Source organism: Actinomadura madurae, assembly GCF_900115095.1.
GTDB lineage: Bacteria > Actinomycetota > Actinomycetes > Streptosporangiales > Streptosporangiaceae > Spirillospora > Spirillospora madurae.
The window spans coordinates 1-19,784 of record NZ_FOVH01000034.1 but is presented as its reverse complement, the minus strand read 5'-3'; the positions used below and the strand labels follow the sequence as shown (position 1 = coordinate 19,784).

Below are 19,784 nucleotides of genomic sequence, written 5' to 3'. Positions count from 1 at the left end.
GACACTGGTCACGTGAACTCTCCCCGCTCTGTGACGGCCGCCGGCGCGGACGGCCTTGACGCGATCGGTAAGAATCCGGCCGGGGCCGTGCTCGGCTTCGACTTCGACGGCACGCTGGCGCCGATCGTGGCCGATCCGGCGTCCGCCAGGGCCCATCCGGGCGCCGCCCCGGCCCTGGCCCGGCTGGCCCCGCTGGTCGGCTCGCTGGTGATCGTCACCGGACGTCCCGCCGCGGTGGCCGTCGAGTACGGCGGGTTCGAGGGCATCGACGGGCTCGTGGTCCTCGGGCAGTATGGGCTCGAACGGTGGGAGTCCGGCGTGCTGACCGAGCCCGAGCCGCCCCCGGGCGTCGCCGAGGCCCGCGCCAAGCTGCCCGGCGTCCTCGCCGCGGCGGGCGCCCCGCCGGAGACGTTCGTCGAGGACAAGGGGCAGGCGCTCGCCGTGCACACCCGGCGGTGCGCCGAACCGGAGGTCGCGCTCGAACGGCTGCGCGGCATCATCGCCGCGCTCGCCGAACGCACCGGGCTCACCGTGGAGCCCGGACGGCTCGTCCTCGAACTGCGCCCGCACGGCATGGACAAGGGCAAGGCGCTGCGCTCGTTCGTCGACGAGTTCACCGGCGCGCGGGGCGCCCGCCCGTCCGCCGTGCTGTTCGCGGGCGACGACCTGGGAGACCTGGCCGCCTTCGACGCCGTCGACGCGCTGCGCGCGGAGGGCGTCCCCGGCGTCCTGGTCTGCAGCGGCTCGGCCGAGGTGACCGCGCTCGCCGAGCGGGCGGACGTGGTGACCGACGGCCCGGCGGGGATGGTCGAGCTCCTGGAGACGCTCGCCGGCTCCCTCTCCTGAAGGGCGGGCCTTACCGCACGGCCTGACTCGGCCGCGCGGCCCCGCCTGGATTGTTGGCCGAGTGACAAGAGTCGTGATCGCACTTGTCGCATCTCGCGCGACTCTGGGGGCGGCGGTGGACCACGGGTCTAATTGAGCCAAAATATGGTGAATTGCGGTAAGTGTGGTGTGACGGGGAAGCCACACTGACGACATGGGGAGGCTAGACGGTGGACACCCAGGCGGGACTTCCGCGCCGTCCAGGCGAGATCAGGCACACGCCTTCCCAGGGCATACCGAAGGCGACGCCGCGGGAGGGGACCCCCGTACGCCCGCCGGGCGCCCCGATCCCGCCGGACGCCCCGCAGCGCCCGATCGTCCACGGGGCGCCGGCCCCGCAGACGCCGCCGCGCGTCTGGGGGACGCCTCCGCAGTCACCGCCCGAGCACGACCCGAGGGCCACCGTGAGGGACGCCCGGCCCGAACGAGGAGAACGCAACTCCACGACGGGACCGATGGGGGTTCACGAGACCAGCGGCGTCCAGGTGCGTCTGGGGTCGCGGGAGCGCGAGCGGCAGCGCCAGGCGCGCCGGCGCGCGGGGCGCCGCGGCGGTCTCGTCGCGGCGGGCGTGCTCGCCCTGGCCGGCCTGGTCACGGCCGGGCTCGTGCTGACCCCCGGCTCCGGCGGCGACTCGGGATCGGACGCCGCGGCCGCCGGCGGGCAGCCGGCCGGCGCCGGCGGCGAGCTGCCCCCCGCGGGACCGCCGATCACCATCGGCACGGCCGACGGCTCCGAGTACCGGATCGCGACCGTGACGTCCGGGGTCAGCGAGGGCGTCGTGACGACGTTCCAGTCCACCCCGCCGTCCGGGACGTCGTTCCCCTACATCGAGTACATCCTCAGCAACCCGTCGGACCAGAAGGTCCTCCTCGACTTCCCCGGCGACGTGTTCGTCAAGGGCGACCTCGTCGCCCCGAACGCGCGCGGACGCTGCATGCCGCAGGCCGGCGTCCCCGAGGCCATGTGCACGCCGCCGACCAGGAGCCAGGTCGTCCGGCGCCTTTCCGGCGGCGCGCTCATCCCGGGCGAGGGCGGCGACAAGTACATCCCGCCGGGCGCCGCGTACCTGGTGCGCGCCACGGTGGACGTCCCCGTCGACCAGAACATCAAGCGCTCGGACATGGCCCTCTACGTGTGGAAGCAGCTCTACATGGCCGACCAGCTCGCCAAGCAGGCCCCCTTCCCGAACGGAAGGTGAGACCGCCGCTTCACTCCGCCTCGGGATCGTCGGCGAGGATCCCGTACAGGCGGCGGCGGGAGTCGTTGACGACCTCCAGCGCCCGCGCCTTCTGTGCCTCGCTGCCGACGGCCATCACCTGCTGGAGAGCGACCATCAGCTGCCCGATCGCCTCACGTCCCCGCAGGACGTTCTCGCCGGCGGCCTCGGTGACCTCGTCCCAGGGGGCGGTGGTCTGCGCCGACGCCTCCTCACGACCCGCATCGGTGAGGGAGAACAGCCGCTTGCCGCCCTCTTCCTCGCTGCTGACGAGGCCCTCGTCCTCCAGCATCTGCAGGGTCGGGTAGACAGACCCCGGGCTCGGCCGCCAGACACCACCGGTGCGCGCGTCCAACTCCTGGATCATCTCGTAGCCGTGCATGGCCCGCTCGGCGAGCAGGGCCAGCAGGGCCGCCCGGACGTTCCCGCGCCGGGTCCGCCGCCCGCGCCCACCGCGCCCGCGATGACCGGGCCCACCGGGGCCCCAGCCTCCGAACGGATCCCCGCGCCGCCCACGCTCCTTGGGCCCGCGAACCCCGCCGCGGCGCCCACTCATCATGTGCTCATGCATCGCAGTCTCCTTAACATCGATCGGTTGCGACGCATCAACGATATATCGCTAACATGTCGTTGTCTACCCAGGGGGAGGTGTTGGCCCAGGGGGGAGGTGTTGGCCCAGGGGGGCGACCCCCTGGAACCCCCGTTGCGAGCCGGTCGATCCTCACGCCACGGTGCGGGTGTGCTGTGACCGTGCGGGTTCGCGACGTGTCGCTGCGGTCGCCCGGCTCGACGGGCATGCGCCCTCCGCTCGCTGCACTCGCTCCACGCGCCTGCCCGTGACCCCGGCTGAGCTTCGAACCCAAGAGCGCGCGGATCGTTCACATCCAGAAAGCGCTCTTGGATGTTGCACACCCTGGCCGCTGCCGGGCCGTCGCGTCCGCAGGTTCTCGCCCCTTCGACACCGTCACGCTCAGGGGTGATACCTGTCCCAGGCGGCCGCAGGCTCGGGTGGTCGGGAGTGCACGGCCCGCTGGGACCGTCACGCTCACGGGTGGGCAGGTTCCTAAGTGGCCGTGGGGCGGGTTTGGGTCGGGGCGTGGGCAACGGGCTCGTGTGAGAGCGCTCTTGGGTGGTGCACGGCCTTTGGGTGCTTGGAGTGGTGCTGAGCTTTGGCGCGGGGCTCAGCCCGTGACTCGCGGGTCGGGTGGCCGGAGGTCGCTCTGGCGCCCGGCGGTCGCCCGCAACGGGGGTTCCAGGGGGTCGCCCCCCTGGGAGTTACAGGCTTGCCTTGAGGTTGTCCAGGATGTCCTTGGTGGCGTCTCGGTCGTCGGTTTCCTTGACGCGGATCCACAGGCCGAACTTGCCGGACTTGTCCTTGAGGCCGACCTCGGTGACCGAGGTGGTGCCGGTCTTGCAGGCGGTGAAGCGGGTGATCGTTCCGCTGAGGGCGCCGTCGGGGGTGGTGTAGTTCTCCGGGGCGGCCTTCGTGCACTGGGGGTGCTGGGCGGCGCTCGGCGGGGGCAGCTGGTTGGGGCGCACGTCCGTGGTCACGCCGATGAAGACGCCGGGGCCCTTGCCGTCGCCCAGGAACGCGGCCTTGTTCGGTGTCGCGCGCAGGACGGGCCGCGGCTGGGCGTCGTTCAGGTTGACGGTGGACGGGGTCCACGTCTGCTCCTGGTTCTGCTTCGGCCAGACCTTCGGCACCGCCGTCTTGATCTTCCCCGCGGCGTCGGAGACGGCCACGAAGTCCTTCGGGATCGCGGGCGTCTTCTTCTTCTCTTCCTTCTTGCCGTCGTCGCCGGAGAACAGCATGCCGAGGGTCAGCCCGCCGATCAGCGCGACCACCAGCACGACGACCGTGATGATCAGCGGTGTGACGAACTTCTTCGGCGCTCCGCCGCCCTGCCGGCCGCCGCCCTGGGCGGGGCCGGGAGGCGGCGGCTGGAAGCCGGTGGGCGGCGGGCCGTAGGGCCGGCCGCCGCCCTGACCCATCGGCTGCTGCATAGGGACACCCTGCGGGGCGCCGTTCTGCGGAGGCGGCTGGGTCGGGAACACGGAGGTCTTGTCGTCGCCCGACACCGGCGGCTGCGGCTGGGCCTGGTACGCCATCGTCCGGTCATTGTCGTTGTCGGGGGCGGTGGGCTGCTCCGCCTGGCCGAACGGCGTGGCGCGCCCGCTCGGGCCGTCCACGATCGTGGCCTCGCCGTCCTGCGGCCTCGGCGGGACGCGCATCTCGGAGGTGTGGACGTCGTCCTCGCCGGGAGGGTCGAACCGCGTGGCCGGCGGGACGCCCGGGCCGGGGCCCGGCTGCGGCGCGGGCCTCGGCGGCTGGGTCCCGCCGCCGTCGCGGTAGAAGTCCTGGACGGTCGCGTCCGCGTCGATCTGCGGCGTGTACGCGGGCACCGGCGCCGGCGCGGCCGGGCCCTGCGCTGCGGGGGACGGCGCTGCGGGGGACGGCGCGGACGTCGGACGCAGGGTGGACAGCGCCTCGGCGAACGCCTCGGCGGTCGGCCACCGCTTCTCCCGCTCGACCTCCAGCGCCCGCAGGACTACCTGGTCGAACGCCGGGGACAGCCCCTCGCGCATCTCGCTCGGCGCCTTCTTCACCGGCGCCGGGCCCGGGGGACGCCCGGTGACCATGTGGTACGTCAGCGCGCCGAGCCCGTACACGTCGGCGCGGACGTCCAGCCCGCCGCCGAACCGCGCCTGCTCCGGCGACATGTATCCGGGCGTGCCGACCGGGAGGGTGAAGGCCCCGGACGCGTGCGCGAGCGCCTTGGCGAGGCCGAGGTCGGCGATGAGGAGCTTCTCGCCGCCGTCGGGCGTCGACTGGAACAGCACGTTGGAGGGCTTGAGGTCCCGGTGGATCACGCCGAGGGTGTTGATCACCTCGACGCCGTAGGCGATCTGCTCGGCGAGCGCGATGGCCTCGTTGACCGGAAGTGGCCGTTCGCGCATGCGGTCGCCGAGCGTGCCGCGGTCCGCGTAGGACATCACGAAGTAGGGGCGCCCGTCGGGCAGCTCGCCGATGTCGTGGACGCGGACCAGCCGCTCGGAGTCGGCGCGGCGCAGGATCCGGGCCTCCTCCAGGAAACGGTTGCGCACGTCGAGATCGTCGATCAGGCTCTCGTTCAGGACCTTTATGGCGACCTGGGACTCCAGGGCGTCATCGTGGCCCAGCCACACAGAGGCGAACGCACCCGAACCCAGGACGCGATCGATTCGGTAGCGGCCTACTGAAGGTGGGAACGACACTCCCGTATCATCCCAGCAAACGGGGTGAGCGCGCGAACGAGCATTGAGGCGGCATGGCATTCGACGAAAGGACAGAGGAGCTGGCGGTTCGGGCGGCCCAGGGCGACCAGGGTGCCCTCAACGAGCTCCTCCGCAGGATCGAGCCTGACGTGCTGCGGCACAGCTCCCGGTTCCTGCCCTGCCGGCAGGACGCGGAAGAGGCCTGCCAGGACGCGCTACTGCAGGTCGCACGGAACATCCACCGGTTCGAGGGCAGGTCGCGGTTCAGCACCTGGCTGCACGTCGTCGTCGCCAACTCCGCCCGCTCCACCTACCGGTCGCTGAAGCGCCGCTCGGTGGAGCAGGCCGGCGAGCTTCCGCAGCAGCGCCCCGACCCGCGCCGGACCAGCGTCATCGCCGGGTCCCGGGTCGACATCCTGGACGCCATGGAGGACCTGGAGGCCCGCAAGCCCGACCTCATCCAGGCCCTCGTGCTGCGGGACGTCTCCCAGCTGGAGTACGCCGAGATCGCCGAGCAGCTGAAGCTCCCGCTCGGCACGGTCAAGTCCCGCATCCACGAGGCCCGCAAGCAGGTCCGGCAGACGCTCGGCGAGTCCTACACCTGACCGGGCGCCCCGTCAAAGGTCGGTCATCGGGCGGCAACGGTGCGTCCAGGACCGGGGCTGTGAGCTGGGTGTCTGCACCAGCATGCGGTGCATGTCACCTGGACAGGCGCCCCGCCACGACCGCCCGATCTTCATCTTCGGCTGCCCCCGCTCGGGGACGACGCTGCTGCGGCTGATGCTCCACTCGCATCCCCGCGTCGCGATCCCCGCGGAGACGAAGTTCGTCCTGCCCGCCTATACGGCACGGTGCGAGTTCGGTGACCTCCAGGAGAGCAAGAACAGGCGGCGGCTCGCCGAATGGATCATCGGCGACCGGTCCACCAAGGTGCACGCGCTCGGCATGGACCCCGACCGGCTCGTCGACGAGGTCGCCGCCGGGCCGCCGACGCTCGGCTCGGCGATCGGCATCGTGTTCCGCGCCTATGCCCGCCTGCACGGCAAGCAGCGCTGGGGCGACAAGCGCCCGAGCTACTCCCAGCACGTCCCGACGCTGCTGCGCCTGTTCCCCGACGCGCAGTTCGTCCACCTCGTCCGGGACGGGCGGGACTGCGTCGCGTCGCTGCTGGAGATGCCCTGGTTCGACGGGGACCTCCACCACGCCGTGTGCGCGTGGCGGGAGACGATCGACCGGGGCCGGCGGCTCGCCGAGCGCCTCGGCCCCGACACCTACTACGAGCTGCAGTACGAGCGGCTCGTCACCGACCCGGCCGACGAGCTGACCCGGCTCTGCGGGTTCCTCGACGAGGACTTCGACCCGGCGATGACGCACCCCGAGGGCCTCGCGAAGCAGATCGTCCCGTCCCGCAAGCGATGGCACGAGCGGACTCACGAGGCCGTCACCACCAGCCGTGTCGGGGCGTGGGCGGAGCGGCTCGACCCCTGGGAGATCAGCCTGGCCGAGGCGGCGTTCGGCGAGCGTCTCGCCGAGTACGGCTACGAGCCGAGCGGCCTGCCGAAGCCGCCCGCGGCCCAACTCGCCCGCTTCACCCGGACCGCCGCCCACCGCCGCATGGCGCAGAGCAAGGCCGCGTTGCGCGAACGCTGGAAGCAGCACCACGAGCCCAACCCGGTCGCGTCCCTCCTGGCCGTCGAACCGTCCACCAGCAGCGCGCCCTGATATGACCCGCGGCGCGCCGGACCCGTCGCCCGGGGGACGGCGCGCCGCTATCCGGCCGGGTCGAGGGCCGCGAGCTGGTCGGCGAACCAGCGTTGCGGAGGCAGCGCCGTCGCCGCCGCCGCGAGCCGGGCGCAGCGTTCGGCCCGCCTGGCGCGCGGCATGAGCAGGGCCTGATGGAGGGTCTCCGCCGTCTGCGACACGTCGTACGGGTTGACCATCAGCGCGTCCTCGGACAGCTCCGCCGCCGCGCCCGCCTCCCGGGACAGCACCAGCGCGCAGCCGTGCCGCGACAGGACGGGCCCCTCCTTCGCGACGAGGTTCATGCCGTCGCGGATCGGGTTGACGAGCAGGACGTCCGCCAGGCCGTAGGCGGCGAGGGAACGCGGGTAGTCGTCGTTCACCTGCAGGATCAGCGGCTCCCAGTCGGCGGTGCCGAACTCGTCGGAGATCTGCTTCGCCATCCGCTGGACGGCCGCCGTGTACTCCCGGTACTCGGGCAGGTCGTAGCGGGACGGGTACGCGAACGCCAGATGGACCACGCGGCCGCGCCACTCCGGATGGTTGACGAGCAGTTCGCGGTACGCGGCGAGCCCCCGCACGATGTTCTTGGACAGCTCCGTCCTGTCGATCCGGACGATGAGCTGCCGGTCGCCCACCTGCTCGCGCAGCGCGCGCGCCCGCTCGGTGACGTCCTGTTCTGCCGCACGCTGGCGCAACGCCGTCCCGTCCACTCCGAGACCATGCACACCTATGCGCGTGGTGTGCCCTGCGCAGGTGACCGTGCGGGCAGACCGATCGACGCGTGCCCCAGGTAGGAGCTCGCAGCAGTCAAGGAACGCCGATGCCCACCGCTCGGTGAGGAACCCTGCGTGGTCGGCGCCGAGAATGCCTTGAAGGATCTGCGTACCGATGTCGTCCGGGAGAAGGCTGTAGTACTCAGGCGGCGCCCACGGCGTGTGGGAGAAGTGGACGATCCTCAGATCGGGACGGCGGTCACGCAACATCCTCGGTGCCAGCGACAGGTGATAGTCCTGCACGGCCGCCTTCGCGCCCTGGGAGGCGTCCCGTGCGAGGGCGTCCGCGAAGGCTGCGTTGTACGCCTCGTAGGACTGCCAGTCACGTCGTGAGCGAGCATCGAAATGCGGGCTGCGCGGCGTGTCGTAGAGAAGGTGGTGGACGAACCACAGCGTCGAGTTGGCGACGGCGTTGTACGCGCGGTGGAACGTCGCCGCGGGGATGTCGAGCATCCGCACTGCCGCGCCGCCGGTCTCGTAACCCGCGAGGTCTATGCGGCCGTCCGGTGACCGGCGAGCGGCCGTCCGGTCGGCCTCTCCGAGGCTCGCGCACACCCAGAGCACGTCCGGGTCCTGGCCGGCCGGCTCCGCGTGCGTTCCGGCCGGGCGCGGCGGTCCGGGGTCGCGCGGCGCGCCCGTGACGGCGGCGAGCCCCGACACCAGCCCCCCGCCCCCGCGCCGCATGGTGAGCTCCCCGTCCTCCGACAGCGAGAACGAGACCGGCCCCCGGTTCGATGCCACCAGCACTTGGCTCATGACGGCAGGGTCTCAGTTGTGGCCGAGCGCCTTCAAAGTGACCCGCGTGGCATGCGTCACCGCGCGGCCCGCCGCCGGTTAGCCCGCGAAGCGCCGGGTAACCGAGCGGCATGAGCAGGTCCGAGACGACGAAGACCGTGCTCGTCGCCGGTGCCGCGAACCTCATCCTTGCGATCACCAAGCTGATCGCCGGCCTGCTGGCCGGCTCCAGCGCGATGCTCGCGGAGAGCGCGCACTCCGTGGCGGACACCCTCAACCAGGGCTTTCTCCTCGCCTCGCTGCGGCGCAGCGAACGGCCCCCCGACCGGCACCACCCCTTCGGATACGGCAACGAGCGGTACGTGTGGTCGCTGCTCGCCGCGTTCGGGATCTTCGTGGCCGGTGCCGGGTTCTCGATCTTCGAGGGCATCCTGACCATGACCGGCCACGGCGGCACCGGGACGGCCGTGTGGCTCGCCTACGCCGTCCTCGCCCTCGCGGCGGTGCTGGAGGGGACGTCCTGGGTCCGCGCCTACTACCAGGCCCGCAAGGAGACCCGCGACAACGGGCGCGACCTCGTCGAGCACGTCCGCAAGTCGCCCGACGTGACGTTCAAGACCGCCCTGTTAGAGGACACCGCCGCGATGATCGGGCTGGCGCTCGCCGCCGCCGGCCTGGTGCTGCGGCAGATCACCGGCTCGGACTTCTGGGACGGGCTCGCGTCCGTCCTCATCGGCCTCCTCCTCGTCGTCCTCGCGTTCTCGATCGGACGGGAGAGCGTGCGCCTGCTCATCGGCCAGGCCGCCGACCCGGCGGCGCAGCGCGAGATCCGCGCGGAGATCCTCGGCGCGCCCGGCGTCACCGGCGTGGACGAGCTGCTCACCATGCACTTCGGCCCCGAGCAGCTCCTCGTCGCCGCCAAGGTCCACTTCTCCGACGACATCAGCGCCGACCAGGCCGAGGACGTCGCCGGCGAGATCGACCGGCGGCTCCGGGAACGGGTCCCGGTCGTCCGGCACGTGTTCCTCGACCCCACGCAGCGGACCGTCCCGCCGGAGACCGGCCGCGTGATCAAGAACTCGTCCGGGTAACGTCTCAATCGGCGGACCCACCTGTCTGGCATCCGGTCAGCTCATGTAAAGTCACGCATACGAGTTCAAACCGCTCGCGGTTCTCGACAACTGAATACCGCTCATCCAGAGGGGTGGAGGGACCGGCCCTGCGAAGCCCCGGCAACCACCCGGCTGAGGCGCACTCGCGATCCTGCGAGGCCGGCCGGGAGATGGTGCCAACTCCGGCCTGCGACCAAGGTGGCGCAGGAAAGATGGGGAGAAAGGCCTCGCCCTCATGGCACTCACGCCTGCCACAGACCTCGGACCGGCTACCGCCCTAGTCTGCCGCGAATGCGGCTCCACTCGCGATCTTGGGCCGTTCTACGCCTGCGAGGAGTGTTTCGGCCCCCTGGAGATCGCCTACGACTTCGGGGGAGTCACCCGCGCGCGCATCGAGTCCGGGCCGCGCAACATCTGGCGGTACCGCGGGCTGCTGCCCGTCCCGTCCACGGTCGCGGACACGCCCAACACCGAGCCCGGCCTGACCCGGCTCGTCCGCGCCGACAACCTCGCCGAGAGCCTCGGCCTGCAGAGCCTGTGGGTGAAGGACGACAGCGGCAACCCGACCCACTCCTTCAAGGACCGGGTCGTCGCCGTCGCGCTCGCCGCCGCCCGCGAGCTGGGCTTCAAGGTGCTGGCCTGCCCGTCCACCGGGAACCTCGCCAACGCCGTCGCCGCCGCCGCGGCCCGCGCCGGGATCCGCAGCGCGGTGTTCGTCCCGTCCAACCTCGAATCCCAGAAGATCATCACGACGGCCGTGTACGGCGGGACGTTCGTGACGGTCGACGGCAACTACGACGACGTGAACCGGCTCGCGTCCGAGATCGCCGGCGAGCAGGACGACTGGGCGTTCGTGAACGTCAACGTCCGGCCCTACTACGCCGAGGGCTCCAAGACGCTCGGCTACGAGATCGCCGAGCAGCTCGGCTGGCGGCTGCCGGACCAGATCGTCGTGCCGGTCGCGTCCGGCTCCCAGCTCACCAAGATCGACAAGGCCTTCCAGGAGCTGATCAAGCTCGGCCTGGTCGAGGACCGGCCGTACCGCGTGTTCGGCGCCCAGGCCGCCGGCTGCGACCCCGTCGCCGCCGCGTTCAAGGCCGGCCACGACGTCGTCCGCCCGGTGAAGCCCGACACGATCGCCAAGTCCCTCGCCATCGGCAACCCCGCCGACGGCCCGTACGTCCTGGACGTCGCCCGCCGCACCGGCGGCGCCGTCGAGGACGTCACCGACGCCGAGATCGTCGAGGGCATCCGCCTCCTGGCCCGCACCGAGGGGATCTTCGGCGAGACCGCCGGCGGCGTCACCGTGGCGACGCTCCGCAAGCTCATCGAGGGCGGCACCCTCGACCCGTCCGCCGAAACCGTGATCATCAACTCCGGGGACGGCCTGAAGACCCTGGACGCCGTCGCACCCGTCGTCGCCCCGTCCGCGAACATCGCCCCGTCCCTGGAAGCGTTCCGCGCCGCGGGCCTCGCCTGAGAACGAAGGAGCAGCATGAGCAGCGTGTCCGTCCGTATCCCGACGATCCTGCGGACCTACACCGGCGGCGAGGCGGAGGTGAAGGCCGAGGGCGCCACCCTCCGCGCCGTCGTCGCCGACCTGGAGGCCAGCTACTCCGGCATCTCCGCCCGCATCCTCGACGACGCGGGCAAGATCCGCCGCTTCGTCAACGTCTACGTGGGCGACGAGGACGTCCGCTTCGCCGACGGCCTGGACACCCCCACCCCCGAGGGCGCCCAGATCTCCATCATCCCCGCCGTGGCCGGCGGCTGACGACGTCCTGGGCGGGCCCGGCCCCCACCGGGCCCGCCTGTGCCATCCACCGACGGACGACATGGCGCTGGCTCGGCGCCCTCGCTCCCACCCTCACCTACCTGTGCTCCTCGGCTTCTGGACCATGTCCGCCTCGCAGGCCCGCGCCGACCGGGCACGCCAACTCGACTGCCTCCACGTCGGCGCCGGCCGTCCTCGCCCTCTTCCCCGCGGGCGTGAAGACCCTCGACCACCTCAGCTTCCCCGGCCCCGACATATGCAGCGCCGGGAGCCCACCCTGCGGCGTCGGCTCGACCCAGGTCAGGAGCGCCGGGCCGTCGTGGCCACCGCCAGGATGAGCCCGCCCCAGAGCAGCCCCATCCCCACCCACATGACGATGCCCGCGCCCAAGAGCACGCCACCGACCCCGATCAGCGTCGGGCCGGAGTACATGCGCCTCACCCGGCCAGGTGGATGCCTCGTCCTCGAAAGCCTGACGACTTCGCGACCGGTGATGACCTGCAAAAGGCAAACGGCGGCCAGAAGCCCCGCCAGAGCCGAGAAGGTGTATGCAAGCGTCATCCGGACAACCTAGTCGGCGTTCCCGACTACAGCGCCGTCCTTGACCTCAAGCTACCTTGAGGATGCACGCTGACCCTCATGAGCGCACCGAACGTCGAGATCGAGGCGATAGAGCAGGTGGTCGCCACGGTCGAGCACTCCCAGAACAACGAGCTACCGGACGAGTTCGCGGCCCTGTTCCGAGCCGACGCCATCTGGACGACGGGCGGCGGCAAGCGCCTCTACGGGCGCGACGCGATCGCCGCCTTCACCCACCAGGTCCTCCCCGGCGCGATGCGCGAGACCACGGTCACCTTCGAGGTGGAACACGTCCTGTTCATCCGCCCCGACGTCGCAGCCGTCAAGGTCCTCCAGACATACCGGACCCCCAACGGCGAAGAAGTGGGCACACCACTGTTCGTCATGGCCAAGGAAGACGACCACTGGCACCTGACCGCCTGCCAGAACACCACGGTCCACCCCAGTCCCGGCGATTAGCGTCTGCGAAGCCTTCTCCACACCCGGCTCACCGCGATCACCCCGAGCCCGCACAACCCGGCCACGACGAATTGCTGCCAGGGCGCCACCTCGACGGAGAATGTCACCACGCTCAACAGGGCAGCTGGAGTGACCGAAGGACGAGTGCTGGACGGGGCCGCTGTCCGCGCTGTCAGCCCTTCGCGACAACCCGGCCTCGACGGCAGGCGTCCAATCAGCGTGGGAGGCCAGGAATCTGACATCGCCACTGAGAGCGACTGCGTCGCGCGTTTCGATCCCCCCCGTCATTGTGCCGATCGCCATCACCACCGTGATTGCCGTCATCGGTGTGTTACTGACCGGCGAGCTGAGCGGTTCCTGGGCAGGGAGTATCGGCGCGGTCTCCCTGTTCTTTCGCCGTACATGGTTCATCATGCGCCGTCGGGTCGCCTTCGCGGTCAGGCCGTCCGGCGTGTACCTCGGCCCTACCCTGAGCAAGCCCAAACAGCGGCCCGAATGAGGAACCCACCACCGAGGAAATGACACCCCCGGCCCCCGTGGTGACTCCAACGTCGCCAACTCACAACGCCTCTGGCAGAGATGCCTTACGACCCCTTGTGAGCGGATTGGAGCACGGTGAACGAAATTGAGCCGTCAGTACACCAGTTGGTCGATCAGGTACAGCGCATTAAGGATGTGATCCGCGAAGCGACTACCTGGGCCAATCAGGTGAGACACGGAGAACTACCTCCGCCTGACCCGCAGGAGACACACCGGATCGTGTTCATGCTGGACGCCTGCGTCGGCTGGTTGGGAGGACCGATCCTCGACGCTGTCGCTTCACAGATGCCGGAGCCACACCAGGGCAGAGCCAAGGATCTGGTCGACGAATTGCGGAAGATCAGCGACAAGATTGATGAGCTGGCGGTCGGATTGAAAACTGAGCTGGGACAGAGCGGGAGTTCTGGCGCTCCATCTCCGCCGGGCAACGTCGCGTCTCCGTGACCACAGGCGACTAAGGGGCGGGCAGGGGAGCCGCCATGGCCCACGCGGGACGTTCCTGGTGGCAAGGCGAAAGGCCGGGCCAACGGCCTGCCTGCCGCTGTCCTACGCCCACGGCGGCGGCTCTGCGACGTACGCCGTGTTCTGGCCCAGCGGTGGCGCTCCCGTGGCGTTTGCGTCGGAAACTTGGCGGCCCTGCACCCGAGCACGTGTGCTCACTCCATTGGGAGAGTGCCGGGGGTCGCTCGCTGCGCAGACGCCACGCGACCTGGAGGGCCACCGCCTGCATCTCGGTGTGGCGTGACCGATGATTCTTCCGCGCCGTGCTGGTCTGTAGGCCGAGCACCGACCCACAGGAGGCTGACGCCATGCGGAAACTGACGTACGGCATGAACCTGAGCCTGGACGGTTACGTCGCCGCGCCCGGCGACGATCTCGACTGGAGCCTGCCGAGCGACGAGCTGTTCCAGTTTTGGTCCGACCGGGTGGGGGCGACCGGCCTGGCGCTGTACGGGCGCAGATTGTGGGAGGAGATGAGCTCCCACTGGCCGACCGCCGACCAGCAGCCCGGCGTCACACCGGCGCACATCGAGTTCGCCCGCCGCTGGCGGGACATGCCGAAGGTGGTGTTCTCCTCCACGATCAGCACGGTCGACTGGAACGCCCGCCTGGTCACCGGCGACGCGGTCACCGAGATCACCCGGCTCAAGGCCGAGGACGGCGGCCCCATGGACATCGCCGGCGCCACACTCGCCGCAGCGGCGATGCGGGCCGGACTGATCGACGAGTACATACTGGTCACCGTGCCGGTCCTGCTGGGCGGCGGCAAGCCGTTCTTCACAGCCCTGGACAACTGGGTGAACCTGACCCTGGTGGAGACCCGGACGTTCCCCGACGGCGTACTCCTGACCAGGTACGAGACCAAGCGCTGAGTACCAACCTCGGATCGGCCCTTTAGGCCACCCAAGGATCTCGCGGCGCTGTGTTCCGGGGCGATCGCGATTCAGCTGCGCGATCCGGTGACGGCCGTTCACCGTGCGCCTCGGGGCGAGCGTCGCCGATGTGCCGCCGTGCAGACGGCTGGGCGCGCCAACGACGCGGGCGCTCAGTTGGCTGGGGTCGTCTGCTGCTGGCCGGTTCGAGCCCGGCTGCCGGCAAGCAATGGACGGATGACGGCCAGCACCATCAGCCTCGAAGCCTCAAGGCTCGCGCTGAGAGCGTGAAGCGGCCGGTTTCGGCCTGCCCTGAGTTGGCTGCCATCCTTCGCGCGCATGTCGACCGGTTCGGCACGGCTGACGATGGTCGTCAGTTCCGCAGGCAGCGCGGCAACCGGCTGGCGCCTGTCAGTTACGAGTCGGTTTGGCGGCGGGCGCGTGAACATGTTCTGAGCGCTGCCCAGCTCGCTACGCCCTTGGCGGAACGGCCCTGCGACCTGCCTCGCGCTCTGACTGAGCGGCGGCGTTCTTGCGGCAGGTCGTGTCGGGTACTCGGTGGCTTGGACCTGGGCACGTGTGCTCACTCCATCGACGGCGATGGCCGGCTGGCGGAGTGGCGGCTGGTGTTGCTTGCCACGCGAACGCTGCGCGGCGGCCGGCCCGGCGAGCGGGGTGCCCAGCAGCTCGGTCAGGTGCGTATGGCCGAGGCCGTCCGTGCTGTGACGTTGTGGGCGGGCGGGTGCTCTTGCCGGTGTCGCGGCCGTGTGCGGGTTTCTTCGCTGAACCTTCACCCACGTGGCCTTGTGCTGTGAACGTCGGAGTTTGGGCGCGCGTGGTGGGTTGCGCTGGCACAGTTCGTCTGGACGTCCTGCGCCTGGTCAGGACTGGTTGGGGGAGGGGGGGAGGCGGGGGTGGGTGAGGATGTGTGGCGCTTGCACTCGGCGGGGTAGAGTGCTAAACAAACGGTTGGCACTCTGCTGTGGAGAGTGACAACTTCACACAGTCTGGGTCGGGGCGATGAGGCCTCAGTCCGGCGGCGGAATGGCAGTCGTCGGCGGTGGCCGTCCGTCGCGGGCGTCGGCTCGATCCGTTTAAGCCACCTTGTTCCGGGAGGACTGGAGCCTATGGCTGCAAAGATGATCGCGTTCGACGAGGAGGCCCGCCGCGGTCTCGAGCGCGGCATGAACCAGCTCGCCGACGCCGTGAAGGTGACCCTTGGTCCCAAGGGCCGCAACGTCGTGCTGGAGAAGAAGTGGGGCGCCCCCACGATCACCAACGACGGCGTGTCGATCGCCAAGGAGATCGAGCTCGAGGACGCGTGGGAGAAGATCGGCGCGGAGCTCGTCAAGGAAGTAGCGAAGAAGACCGACGACGTCGCGGGTGACGGCACCACCACCGCGACCGTGCTGGCCCAGGCGCTGGTGCGCGAGGGCCTGCGCAACGTGGCGGCCGGCGCGAACCCGATGTCGCTGAAGAGGGGCATCGAGGCCGCGGTCGAGCGGGTGAGCGAGGAGCTGTCCAAGCTCGCCAAGGACGTGGAGACCAAGGAGCAGATCGCCTCCACGGCGTCCATCTCCGCGGGCGACCCGCAGATCGGCGAGATGATCGCCGAGGCGATGGACAAGGTCGGCAAGGAAGGCGTCATCACGGTCGAGGAGAGCCAGACCTTCGGTCTGGAGCTCGAGCTGACCGAGGGGATGCGCTTCGACAAGGGCTACATCTCGCACTACTTCGTGACCGACCCCGAGCGGATGGAGGCGACCCTCGAGGACCCGTACATCCTGATCGTTCAGGGCAAGGCGTCGGCCAACAAGGACCTGCTGCCCGTCCTCGAGGGTGTCATGCAGTCCGGCAAGCCGCTGCTGATCATCGCGGAGGACGTCGAGGGCGAGGCCCTGGCCACCCTGGTCGTCAACAAGATCCGCGGCATCTTCAAGTCCGTGGCCGTGAAGGCGCCGGGCTTCGGCGACCGCCGCAAGGCCATGCTGGGCGACATCGCCACGCTGACCGGCGGCCAGGTCATCAGCGAGGACGTGGGTCTCAAGCTGGAGAACACCACGACCGACATGCTGGGCCGCGCCCGCAAGGTCGTCATCACCAAGGACGAGACCACCATCGTGGACGGCGCCGGTGACGCCAACGAGATCGCGGGACGGGTCAACCAGATCCGCACCGAGATCGACAACACCGACTCCGACTACGACCGCGAGAAGCTCCAGGAGCGCCTGGCGAAGCTCGCGGGCGGTGTCGCGGTCATCAAGGCCGGCGCCGCGACGGAGGTCGAGCTCAAGGAGCGCAAGCACCGCATCGAGGACGCCGTCCGCAACGCCAAGGCGGCCGTCGAGGAGGGCATCGTCCCCGGTGGTGGCGTCGCGCTGCTGCAGGCCGGCACCAAGGCGTTCGACAAGCTGGAGCTCGCGGGCGACGAGGCCACCGGTGCCAACATCGTCAAGCGTGCTCTGGAGGAGCCGCTGAAGCAGATCGCCGTGAACGCCGGCCTTGAGGGCGGCGTCGTGGTGGAGCGGGTCCGCAACCTGACCCCGGGTGAGGGCCTGAACGCCGCCACCGGCGACTACGTCAACATGTTCGACTCCGGGATCCTCGACCCGGCCAAGGTGACCCGGTCCGCGCTGCAGAACGCCTCGTCGATCGCCGCGCTGTTCCTGACCACCGAGGCCGTCATCGCCGAGAAGCCGGAGAAGACCCCGGCCCCGGCGGGCGACCCGTCCGGCGGCATGGGCGGCATGGACTTCTGAGCGAAGTCCATCGCGGCACAATCCAAGGGGCGGTCCTTCGGGGCCGCCCCTTTCGCGTGCCCACTGTCCGGGGCACCTGCCATCATGCCGATCCATGAGCGATCTGTTCAGCTCCCCGGTGCTGCGAGTCGATCAGCCCCGCGGCGCCCCCGCCGCCCGGTCCCGGTACAGGGTGTACGACGGGCACGGGACGCTGCTCGCTACTGGCGAAGAACGTGACGTCTCGCTGGCCCGCCAGACCGTCAGGACCGCTTTCGGCGGCAGCGACGCCGCCCGCACCGTCCATGTCGAGAACGGGCAGGGCACGCCGCTGCTCACGGTGGAGAAACAGAACGCGCGCAGTACCCGGGTGAGCACGCCCGACGGGCATTTGTACGGGTCATTGCGGAACGTCCGGCTATACGAATACGCGCTCCTGGACGCGGCGGAGCGTCAGGTCGGCGGGCTGGACGGCAACCGCACCGGCCGCAAGTTTCGCGTGCTCGACGGCTACGGGAACCATGTCGCCCGAATCGACAAGAAATGGAAGGGCGCCGCCACCGAGCTGCTGACCACCGCCGACAGGTACTCGGTCGAGATCTTTCAACCCCTGCCCGATCCGCTCCGGGTCCTGGTGGTCTCGGCGCCGCTCGCGATCGATCTGATGTTGTACGAGGGCAAGGACTGGCCTGTCGGATAGCCCGTCCGCGTAGGGACTTTCGCGTACCGTGGGCCGTGCAGAACGGGTGCCTGACGAGACAAGGCTAGGAGAATGCATGACCGACCCTTTCAGTTCCTCCGTACTCAGGGTCGAACAGCCTCGCCGGGGACCGTTCGCCAAGTCGCGGTACAAGGTGCTGGACGGTGACGGAACCGTCGTCGCGATCGCCGCACCGACCGAGGACCAGGGGGACAGCGCGGTCATGCGCGGGCTGTTTCCGGGCAAGTCGAATCTCGACGCACGGGCCGTCCTGCTGACGACGCCGGACGGAGATCCGCTCCTGGTCGTGGACAAGGAAAGCGGCCGGGAGTACACCGAAGTCCTCCGTCCGGACGGGGAGCGCGTCGGCTCGTTCGTCACCGAAAGGGTCGGCCGCCGGTACGTCCTCTACGACGACGACGGAACCCTCATCGGCGCCGTGGACGTGGACGTGCCGCGCAACAACTTCGAAGTCAAGGACGCCGACGGCGACAAGGTCGCCCATGTCCGCAAGAAATGGGCGGGTCTCGCCACGCATCTGCTGACGACGGCCGACAAGTACGCCGTGGAGATCTCCGATCCGGTCCGGGAACCGCTGCGGACGCTGGCGGTCATGACGGCGATCGTGATGGACATGAACCTGCACGAGGCGAAAGAGATCACCTGACCTGGCCATCGCCCGCGTTGGGACTTCCCGGCTCCGGCGCGGCGAGGTACCTTCCGTGCGTGCAGGCCATGCCCGGACGTCCGAACGGCTGGTGGATATCGCCGGCCATTCCGACGATCGCGAACTGCGCGCTGGCCGTGCTGTGGGGCTTCTCGGCCCTCGGCGGCTGGGGCGACGCCGCCTTCTGCGGCGAGGGCGAGCTGCGCGATCCCGGGTGCGCCGCGGGATTCGACGACGCCGTCCGCCTTTCGGCACCGGTGGCCGTCATCGCCGCGGCGGTCGCGGTGACCGCGTGGTCGATGCCCGGTGTCCGGCGCAGGCCCGACCGGCTGGACCTCCTCCTCACCGCCGCGGCGTTCATCTGGGTGCTGGCCGAGGGCGTCCTGTTCATCGGCGGGTACCTCGCCAAGCCGTGAGGCACGCCGCCGAATCGGCGTTGCCGAACCGAAACATTTGTCGTGCGGTATGCGTTGCACATGATGTTCGGACGGGCGATAGCCGGACAAAACCCAAGGTAGACGGCGTGCCGATGCGCGTGCGGCTTGAGCCGGAGGAGGAGCAGCGCAACATTCGTGCGGGCGCGCCGGTTTGACGTTCCCTCGTCTTGGGCATACTGTTCACTTCGCCCCACAGGAGTGCGGGACGCCTCACGGCGGCCGGCCCGCGGGGAACCACCAACCGACCAACTGACGCGGCATCGTCGCGTCGGCTCAGTCATGGTGGGGCGGAAAAGGCTCGTTTTGACAATCGGGCCGGATCTGATGAAATAGCTCCACCGCCCGGAAGGCGCCGCGCAAGCGGCAACGGAAAGGCGTATCGGAGAAGCCGGGAAATTGACAGCCCGGAAGAATCCGATAAAGTAAGACGAGTCGCCCCGGAGCGGGAAACGCGAAAGCGAATCCAGCGCGGTGGGTGTCCGTTTCTTGAGAACTCAACAGCGTGTTAAAAGCCAGTGCCTTTATCGGTTCGGCCTGTTGTGGCTGGACCGCCCCGTGACCGTCATCTTTTGTGGTGATGGTCTGGGATTTCTTTGAGGCAATGCACAGACCCTTGGGGTTTTGTGTTTGCTGGGATTTTCTTCGAGGTTTGGCCGGCTGGGGTTCGCGCCTTGGTTGGTCGTTAGGCCTTAATGGAGAGTTTGATCCTGGCTCAGGACGAACGCTGGCGGCGTGCTTAACACATGCAAGTCGAGCGGAAAGGCCCCTTCGGGGGTACTCGAGCGGCGAACGGGTGA

The 19,784-nt window shown here is 69.9% G+C and carries 20 protein-coding genes, 1 rRNA gene and 1 riboswitch; of the genes, 16 read left to right on the top strand and 5 right to left on the bottom strand.

What is annotated here, in order from left to right:
• The first annotated feature begins 12 nt into the window (after nt 1–12).
• Both otsB and BM339_RS46240 read left to right on the top strand, forming a co-directional pair.
• Complete coding sequence (gene otsB, locus BM339_RS46245; protein ID WP_024936447.1) at nt 13–846, top strand: trehalose-phosphatase; 834 nt, start codon at nt 13–15, stop codon at nt 844–846.
• Between the two features lie 494 nt (nt 847–1,340).
• Nucleotides 1,341–2,084: a hypothetical protein gene (locus BM339_RS46240; protein ID WP_075024970.1), complete on the top strand. Its 744-nt coding sequence runs from the start codon at nt 1,341–1,343 to the stop codon at nt 2,082–2,084.
• Nucleotides 2,085–2,094: 10 nt separating this feature from the next.
• On the opposite strand, the gene BM339_RS46235 is transcribed toward BM339_RS46240, so the two are convergent.
• Together BM339_RS46235 and BM339_RS46230 are read right to left on the bottom strand one after the other, a co-directional pair.
• Nucleotides 2,095–2,673, bottom strand: coding sequence for a PadR family transcriptional regulator (locus tag BM339_RS46235; RefSeq protein WP_021596211.1), 579 nt, complete (start codon nt 2,671–2,673; stop codon nt 2,095–2,097).
• 704 nt (nt 2,674–3,377) lie between these two features.
• Complete coding sequence (locus tag BM339_RS46230) at nt 3,378–5,417, bottom strand: serine/threonine-protein kinase (protein WP_256255876.1); 2,040 nt, start codon at nt 5,415–5,417, stop codon at nt 3,378–3,380.
• On the opposite strand from BM339_RS46230, the gene BM339_RS46225 reads away from it, so the two are divergent.
• Complete coding sequence (locus BM339_RS46225; RefSeq protein ID WP_021596209.1) at nt 5,411–5,962, top strand: RNA polymerase sigma factor; 552 nt, start codon at nt 5,411–5,413, stop codon at nt 5,960–5,962. The two genes, BM339_RS46230 and BM339_RS46225, sit on opposite strands and share 7 nt — an antisense overlap.
• A gap of 91 nt (nt 5,963–6,053) precedes the next feature.
• Nucleotides 6,054–7,079 carry a sulfotransferase family protein gene (locus BM339_RS46220; protein ID WP_033333872.1) on the top strand — a complete coding sequence of 342 codons (1,026 nt, stop codon included), beginning with the start codon at nt 6,054–6,056 and terminating at the stop codon, nt 7,077–7,079.
• A 47-nt stretch (nt 7,080–7,126) separates the two neighbouring features.
• Here the strand turns inward: BM339_RS46220 and BM339_RS46215 are convergent, their stop codons facing one another.
• Nucleotides 7,127–8,629, bottom strand: coding sequence for an alpha,alpha-trehalose-phosphate synthase (UDP-forming) (locus BM339_RS46215; RefSeq protein ID WP_033333856.1), 1,503 nt, complete (start codon nt 8,627–8,629; stop codon nt 7,127–7,129).
• A 110-nt stretch (nt 8,630–8,739) separates the two neighbouring features.
• Between BM339_RS46215 and BM339_RS46210 the strand changes: the two genes are divergently transcribed.
• The 3 genes from BM339_RS46210 (at nt 8,740) to BM339_RS46200 (ending at nt 11,494) form a co-directional block, all read left to right on the top strand.
• Nucleotides 8,740–9,699 (top strand): cation diffusion facilitator family transporter, encoded by a 960-nt coding sequence (locus BM339_RS46210; protein ID WP_075024968.1) that lies wholly within the window; start codon nt 8,740–8,742, stop codon nt 9,697–9,699.
• A gap of 98 nt (nt 9,700–9,797) precedes the next feature.
• Nucleotides 9,798–9,939: riboswitch (SAM riboswitch) on the top strand.
• Nucleotides 9,940–9,955: 16 nt separating this feature from the next.
• The gene (thrC, locus tag BM339_RS46205; protein WP_075024967.1) at nt 9,956–11,200 is read left to right on the top strand and encodes a threonine synthase; all 1,245 of its coding nucleotides are present in this window, start codon (nt 9,956–9,958) and stop codon (nt 11,198–11,200) included.
• Between the two features lie 15 nt (nt 11,201–11,215).
• Nucleotides 11,216–11,494, top strand: a complete 279-nt coding sequence (locus tag BM339_RS46200; protein WP_021596204.1) for a MoaD/ThiS family protein — start codon at nt 11,216–11,218, stop codon at nt 11,492–11,494.
• A gap of 300 nt (nt 11,495–11,794) precedes the next feature.
• On the opposite strand, the gene BM339_RS52190 is transcribed toward BM339_RS46200, so the two are convergent.
• Nucleotides 11,795–11,926 carry a hypothetical protein gene (locus BM339_RS52190; RefSeq protein WP_256255874.1) on the bottom strand — a complete coding sequence of 44 codons (132 nt, stop codon included), beginning with the start codon at nt 11,924–11,926 and terminating at the stop codon, nt 11,795–11,797.
• A 207-nt stretch (nt 11,927–12,133) separates the two neighbouring features.
• On the opposite strand from BM339_RS52190, the gene BM339_RS46190 reads away from it, so the two are divergent.
• The 4 genes from BM339_RS46190 (at nt 12,134) to BM339_RS46180 (ending at nt 14,445) form a co-directional block, all read left to right on the top strand.
• A complete protein-coding gene (locus BM339_RS46190) occupies nt 12,134–12,532 on the top strand; it encodes an SgcJ/EcaC family oxidoreductase (RefSeq protein ID WP_021596202.1) in 399 nt (132 codons plus the stop codon).
• 289 nt (nt 12,533–12,821) lie between these two features.
• On the top strand, nt 12,822–13,031 hold the full coding sequence (locus BM339_RS46185; RefSeq protein ID WP_075024965.1) for a hypothetical protein: 210 nt from the start codon (nt 12,822–12,824) through the stop codon (nt 13,029–13,031).
• Nucleotides 13,032–13,147: 116 nt separating this feature from the next.
• Nucleotides 13,148–13,516 (top strand): hypothetical protein, encoded by a 369-nt coding sequence (locus tag BM339_RS49420; RefSeq protein ID WP_143118871.1) that lies wholly within the window; start codon nt 13,148–13,150, stop codon nt 13,514–13,516.
• A 365-nt stretch (nt 13,517–13,881) separates the two neighbouring features.
• Nucleotides 13,882–14,445: a dihydrofolate reductase family protein gene (locus tag BM339_RS46180; RefSeq protein WP_075024964.1), complete on the top strand. Its 564-nt coding sequence runs from the start codon at nt 13,882–13,884 to the stop codon at nt 14,443–14,445.
• 173 nt (nt 14,446–14,618) lie between these two features.
• Here BM339_RS46180 and BM339_RS49415 read toward each other — a convergent pair whose 3' ends face one another.
• On the bottom strand, nt 14,619–14,894 hold the full coding sequence (locus tag BM339_RS49415; protein WP_143118870.1) for a hypothetical protein: 276 nt from the start codon (nt 14,892–14,894) through the stop codon (nt 14,619–14,621).
• A gap of 678 nt (nt 14,895–15,572) precedes the next feature.
• Between BM339_RS49415 and groL the strand changes: the two genes are divergently transcribed.
• From groL to BM339_RS46155, 5 genes are all read left to right on the top strand, one after another.
• A complete protein-coding gene (gene groL / locus BM339_RS46175; RefSeq protein ID WP_024936450.1) occupies nt 15,573–17,204 on the top strand; it encodes a chaperonin GroEL in 1,632 nt (543 codons plus the stop codon).
• Nucleotides 17,205–17,298: 94 nt separating this feature from the next.
• Nucleotides 17,299–17,883 carry a phospholipid scramblase-related protein gene (locus BM339_RS46170; RefSeq protein ID WP_075024963.1) on the top strand — a complete coding sequence of 195 codons (585 nt, stop codon included), beginning with the start codon at nt 17,299–17,301 and terminating at the stop codon, nt 17,881–17,883.
• A 76-nt stretch (nt 17,884–17,959) separates the two neighbouring features.
• On the top strand, nt 17,960–18,550 hold the full coding sequence (locus BM339_RS46165; RefSeq protein ID WP_021596198.1) for a phospholipid scramblase-related protein: 591 nt from the start codon (nt 17,960–17,962) through the stop codon (nt 18,548–18,550).
• 59 nt (nt 18,551–18,609) lie between these two features.
• Nucleotides 18,610–18,966 (top strand): hypothetical protein, encoded by a 357-nt coding sequence (locus BM339_RS46160; protein WP_021596197.1) that lies wholly within the window; start codon nt 18,610–18,612, stop codon nt 18,964–18,966.
• Nucleotides 18,967–19,676: 710 nt separating this feature from the next.
• Nucleotides 19,677–19,784: ribosomal RNA gene (locus tag BM339_RS46155) — 16S ribosomal RNA — on the top strand; the annotation flags it as partial.

Excerpts from the sequence above, each read along its gene's own strand:
- BM339_RS46240 (WP_075024970.1), top strand. The coding sequence starts at position 1,341 with ATGGGGGTTCACGAGACCAGCGGCGTCCAGGTGCGTCTGGGGTCGCGG.
- BM339_RS46235 (WP_021596211.1), bottom strand. The coding sequence starts at position 2,673 with ATGCATGAGCACATGATGAGTGGGCGCCGCGGCGGGGTTCGCGGGCCC.
- BM339_RS46225 (WP_021596209.1), top strand. The coding sequence starts at position 5,411 with ATGGCATTCGACGAAAGGACAGAGGAGCTGGCGGTTCGGGCGGCCCAG.
- BM339_RS46230 (WP_256255876.1), bottom strand. The coding sequence starts at position 5,417 with ATGCCATGCCGCCTCAATGCTCGTTCGCGCGCTCACCCCGTTTGCTGG.
- BM339_RS46220 (WP_033333872.1), top strand. The coding sequence starts at position 6,054 with ATGTCACCTGGACAGGCGCCCCGCCACGACCGCCCGATCTTCATCTTC.
- BM339_RS46215 (WP_033333856.1), bottom strand. The coding sequence starts at position 8,629 with ATGAGCCAAGTGCTGGTGGCATCGAACCGGGGGCCGGTCTCGTTCTCG.
- BM339_RS46210 (WP_075024968.1), top strand. The coding sequence starts at position 8,740 with ATGAGCAGGTCCGAGACGACGAAGACCGTGCTCGTCGCCGGTGCCGCG.
- thrC (WP_075024967.1), top strand. The coding sequence starts at position 9,956 with ATGGCACTCACGCCTGCCACAGACCTCGGACCGGCTACCGCCCTAGTC.
- BM339_RS46200 (WP_021596204.1), top strand. The coding sequence starts at position 11,216 with ATGAGCAGCGTGTCCGTCCGTATCCCGACGATCCTGCGGACCTACACC.
- BM339_RS52190 (WP_256255874.1), bottom strand. The coding sequence starts at position 11,926 with ATGTACTCCGGCCCGACGCTGATCGGGGTCGGTGGCGTGCTCTTGGGC.
- BM339_RS46190 (WP_021596202.1), top strand. The coding sequence starts at position 12,134 with ATGAGCGCACCGAACGTCGAGATCGAGGCGATAGAGCAGGTGGTCGCC.
- BM339_RS46180 (WP_075024964.1), top strand. The coding sequence starts at position 13,882 with ATGCGGAAACTGACGTACGGCATGAACCTGAGCCTGGACGGTTACGTC.
- BM339_RS49415 (WP_143118870.1), bottom strand. The coding sequence starts at position 14,894 with ATGTTCACGCGCCCGCCGCCAAACCGACTCGTAACTGACAGGCGCCAG.
- groL (WP_024936450.1), top strand. The coding sequence starts at position 15,573 with ATGGCTGCAAAGATGATCGCGTTCGACGAGGAGGCCCGCCGCGGTCTC.
- BM339_RS46170 (WP_075024963.1), top strand. The coding sequence starts at position 17,299 with ATGAGCGATCTGTTCAGCTCCCCGGTGCTGCGAGTCGATCAGCCCCGC.
- BM339_RS46165 (WP_021596198.1), top strand. The coding sequence starts at position 17,960 with ATGACCGACCCTTTCAGTTCCTCCGTACTCAGGGTCGAACAGCCTCGC.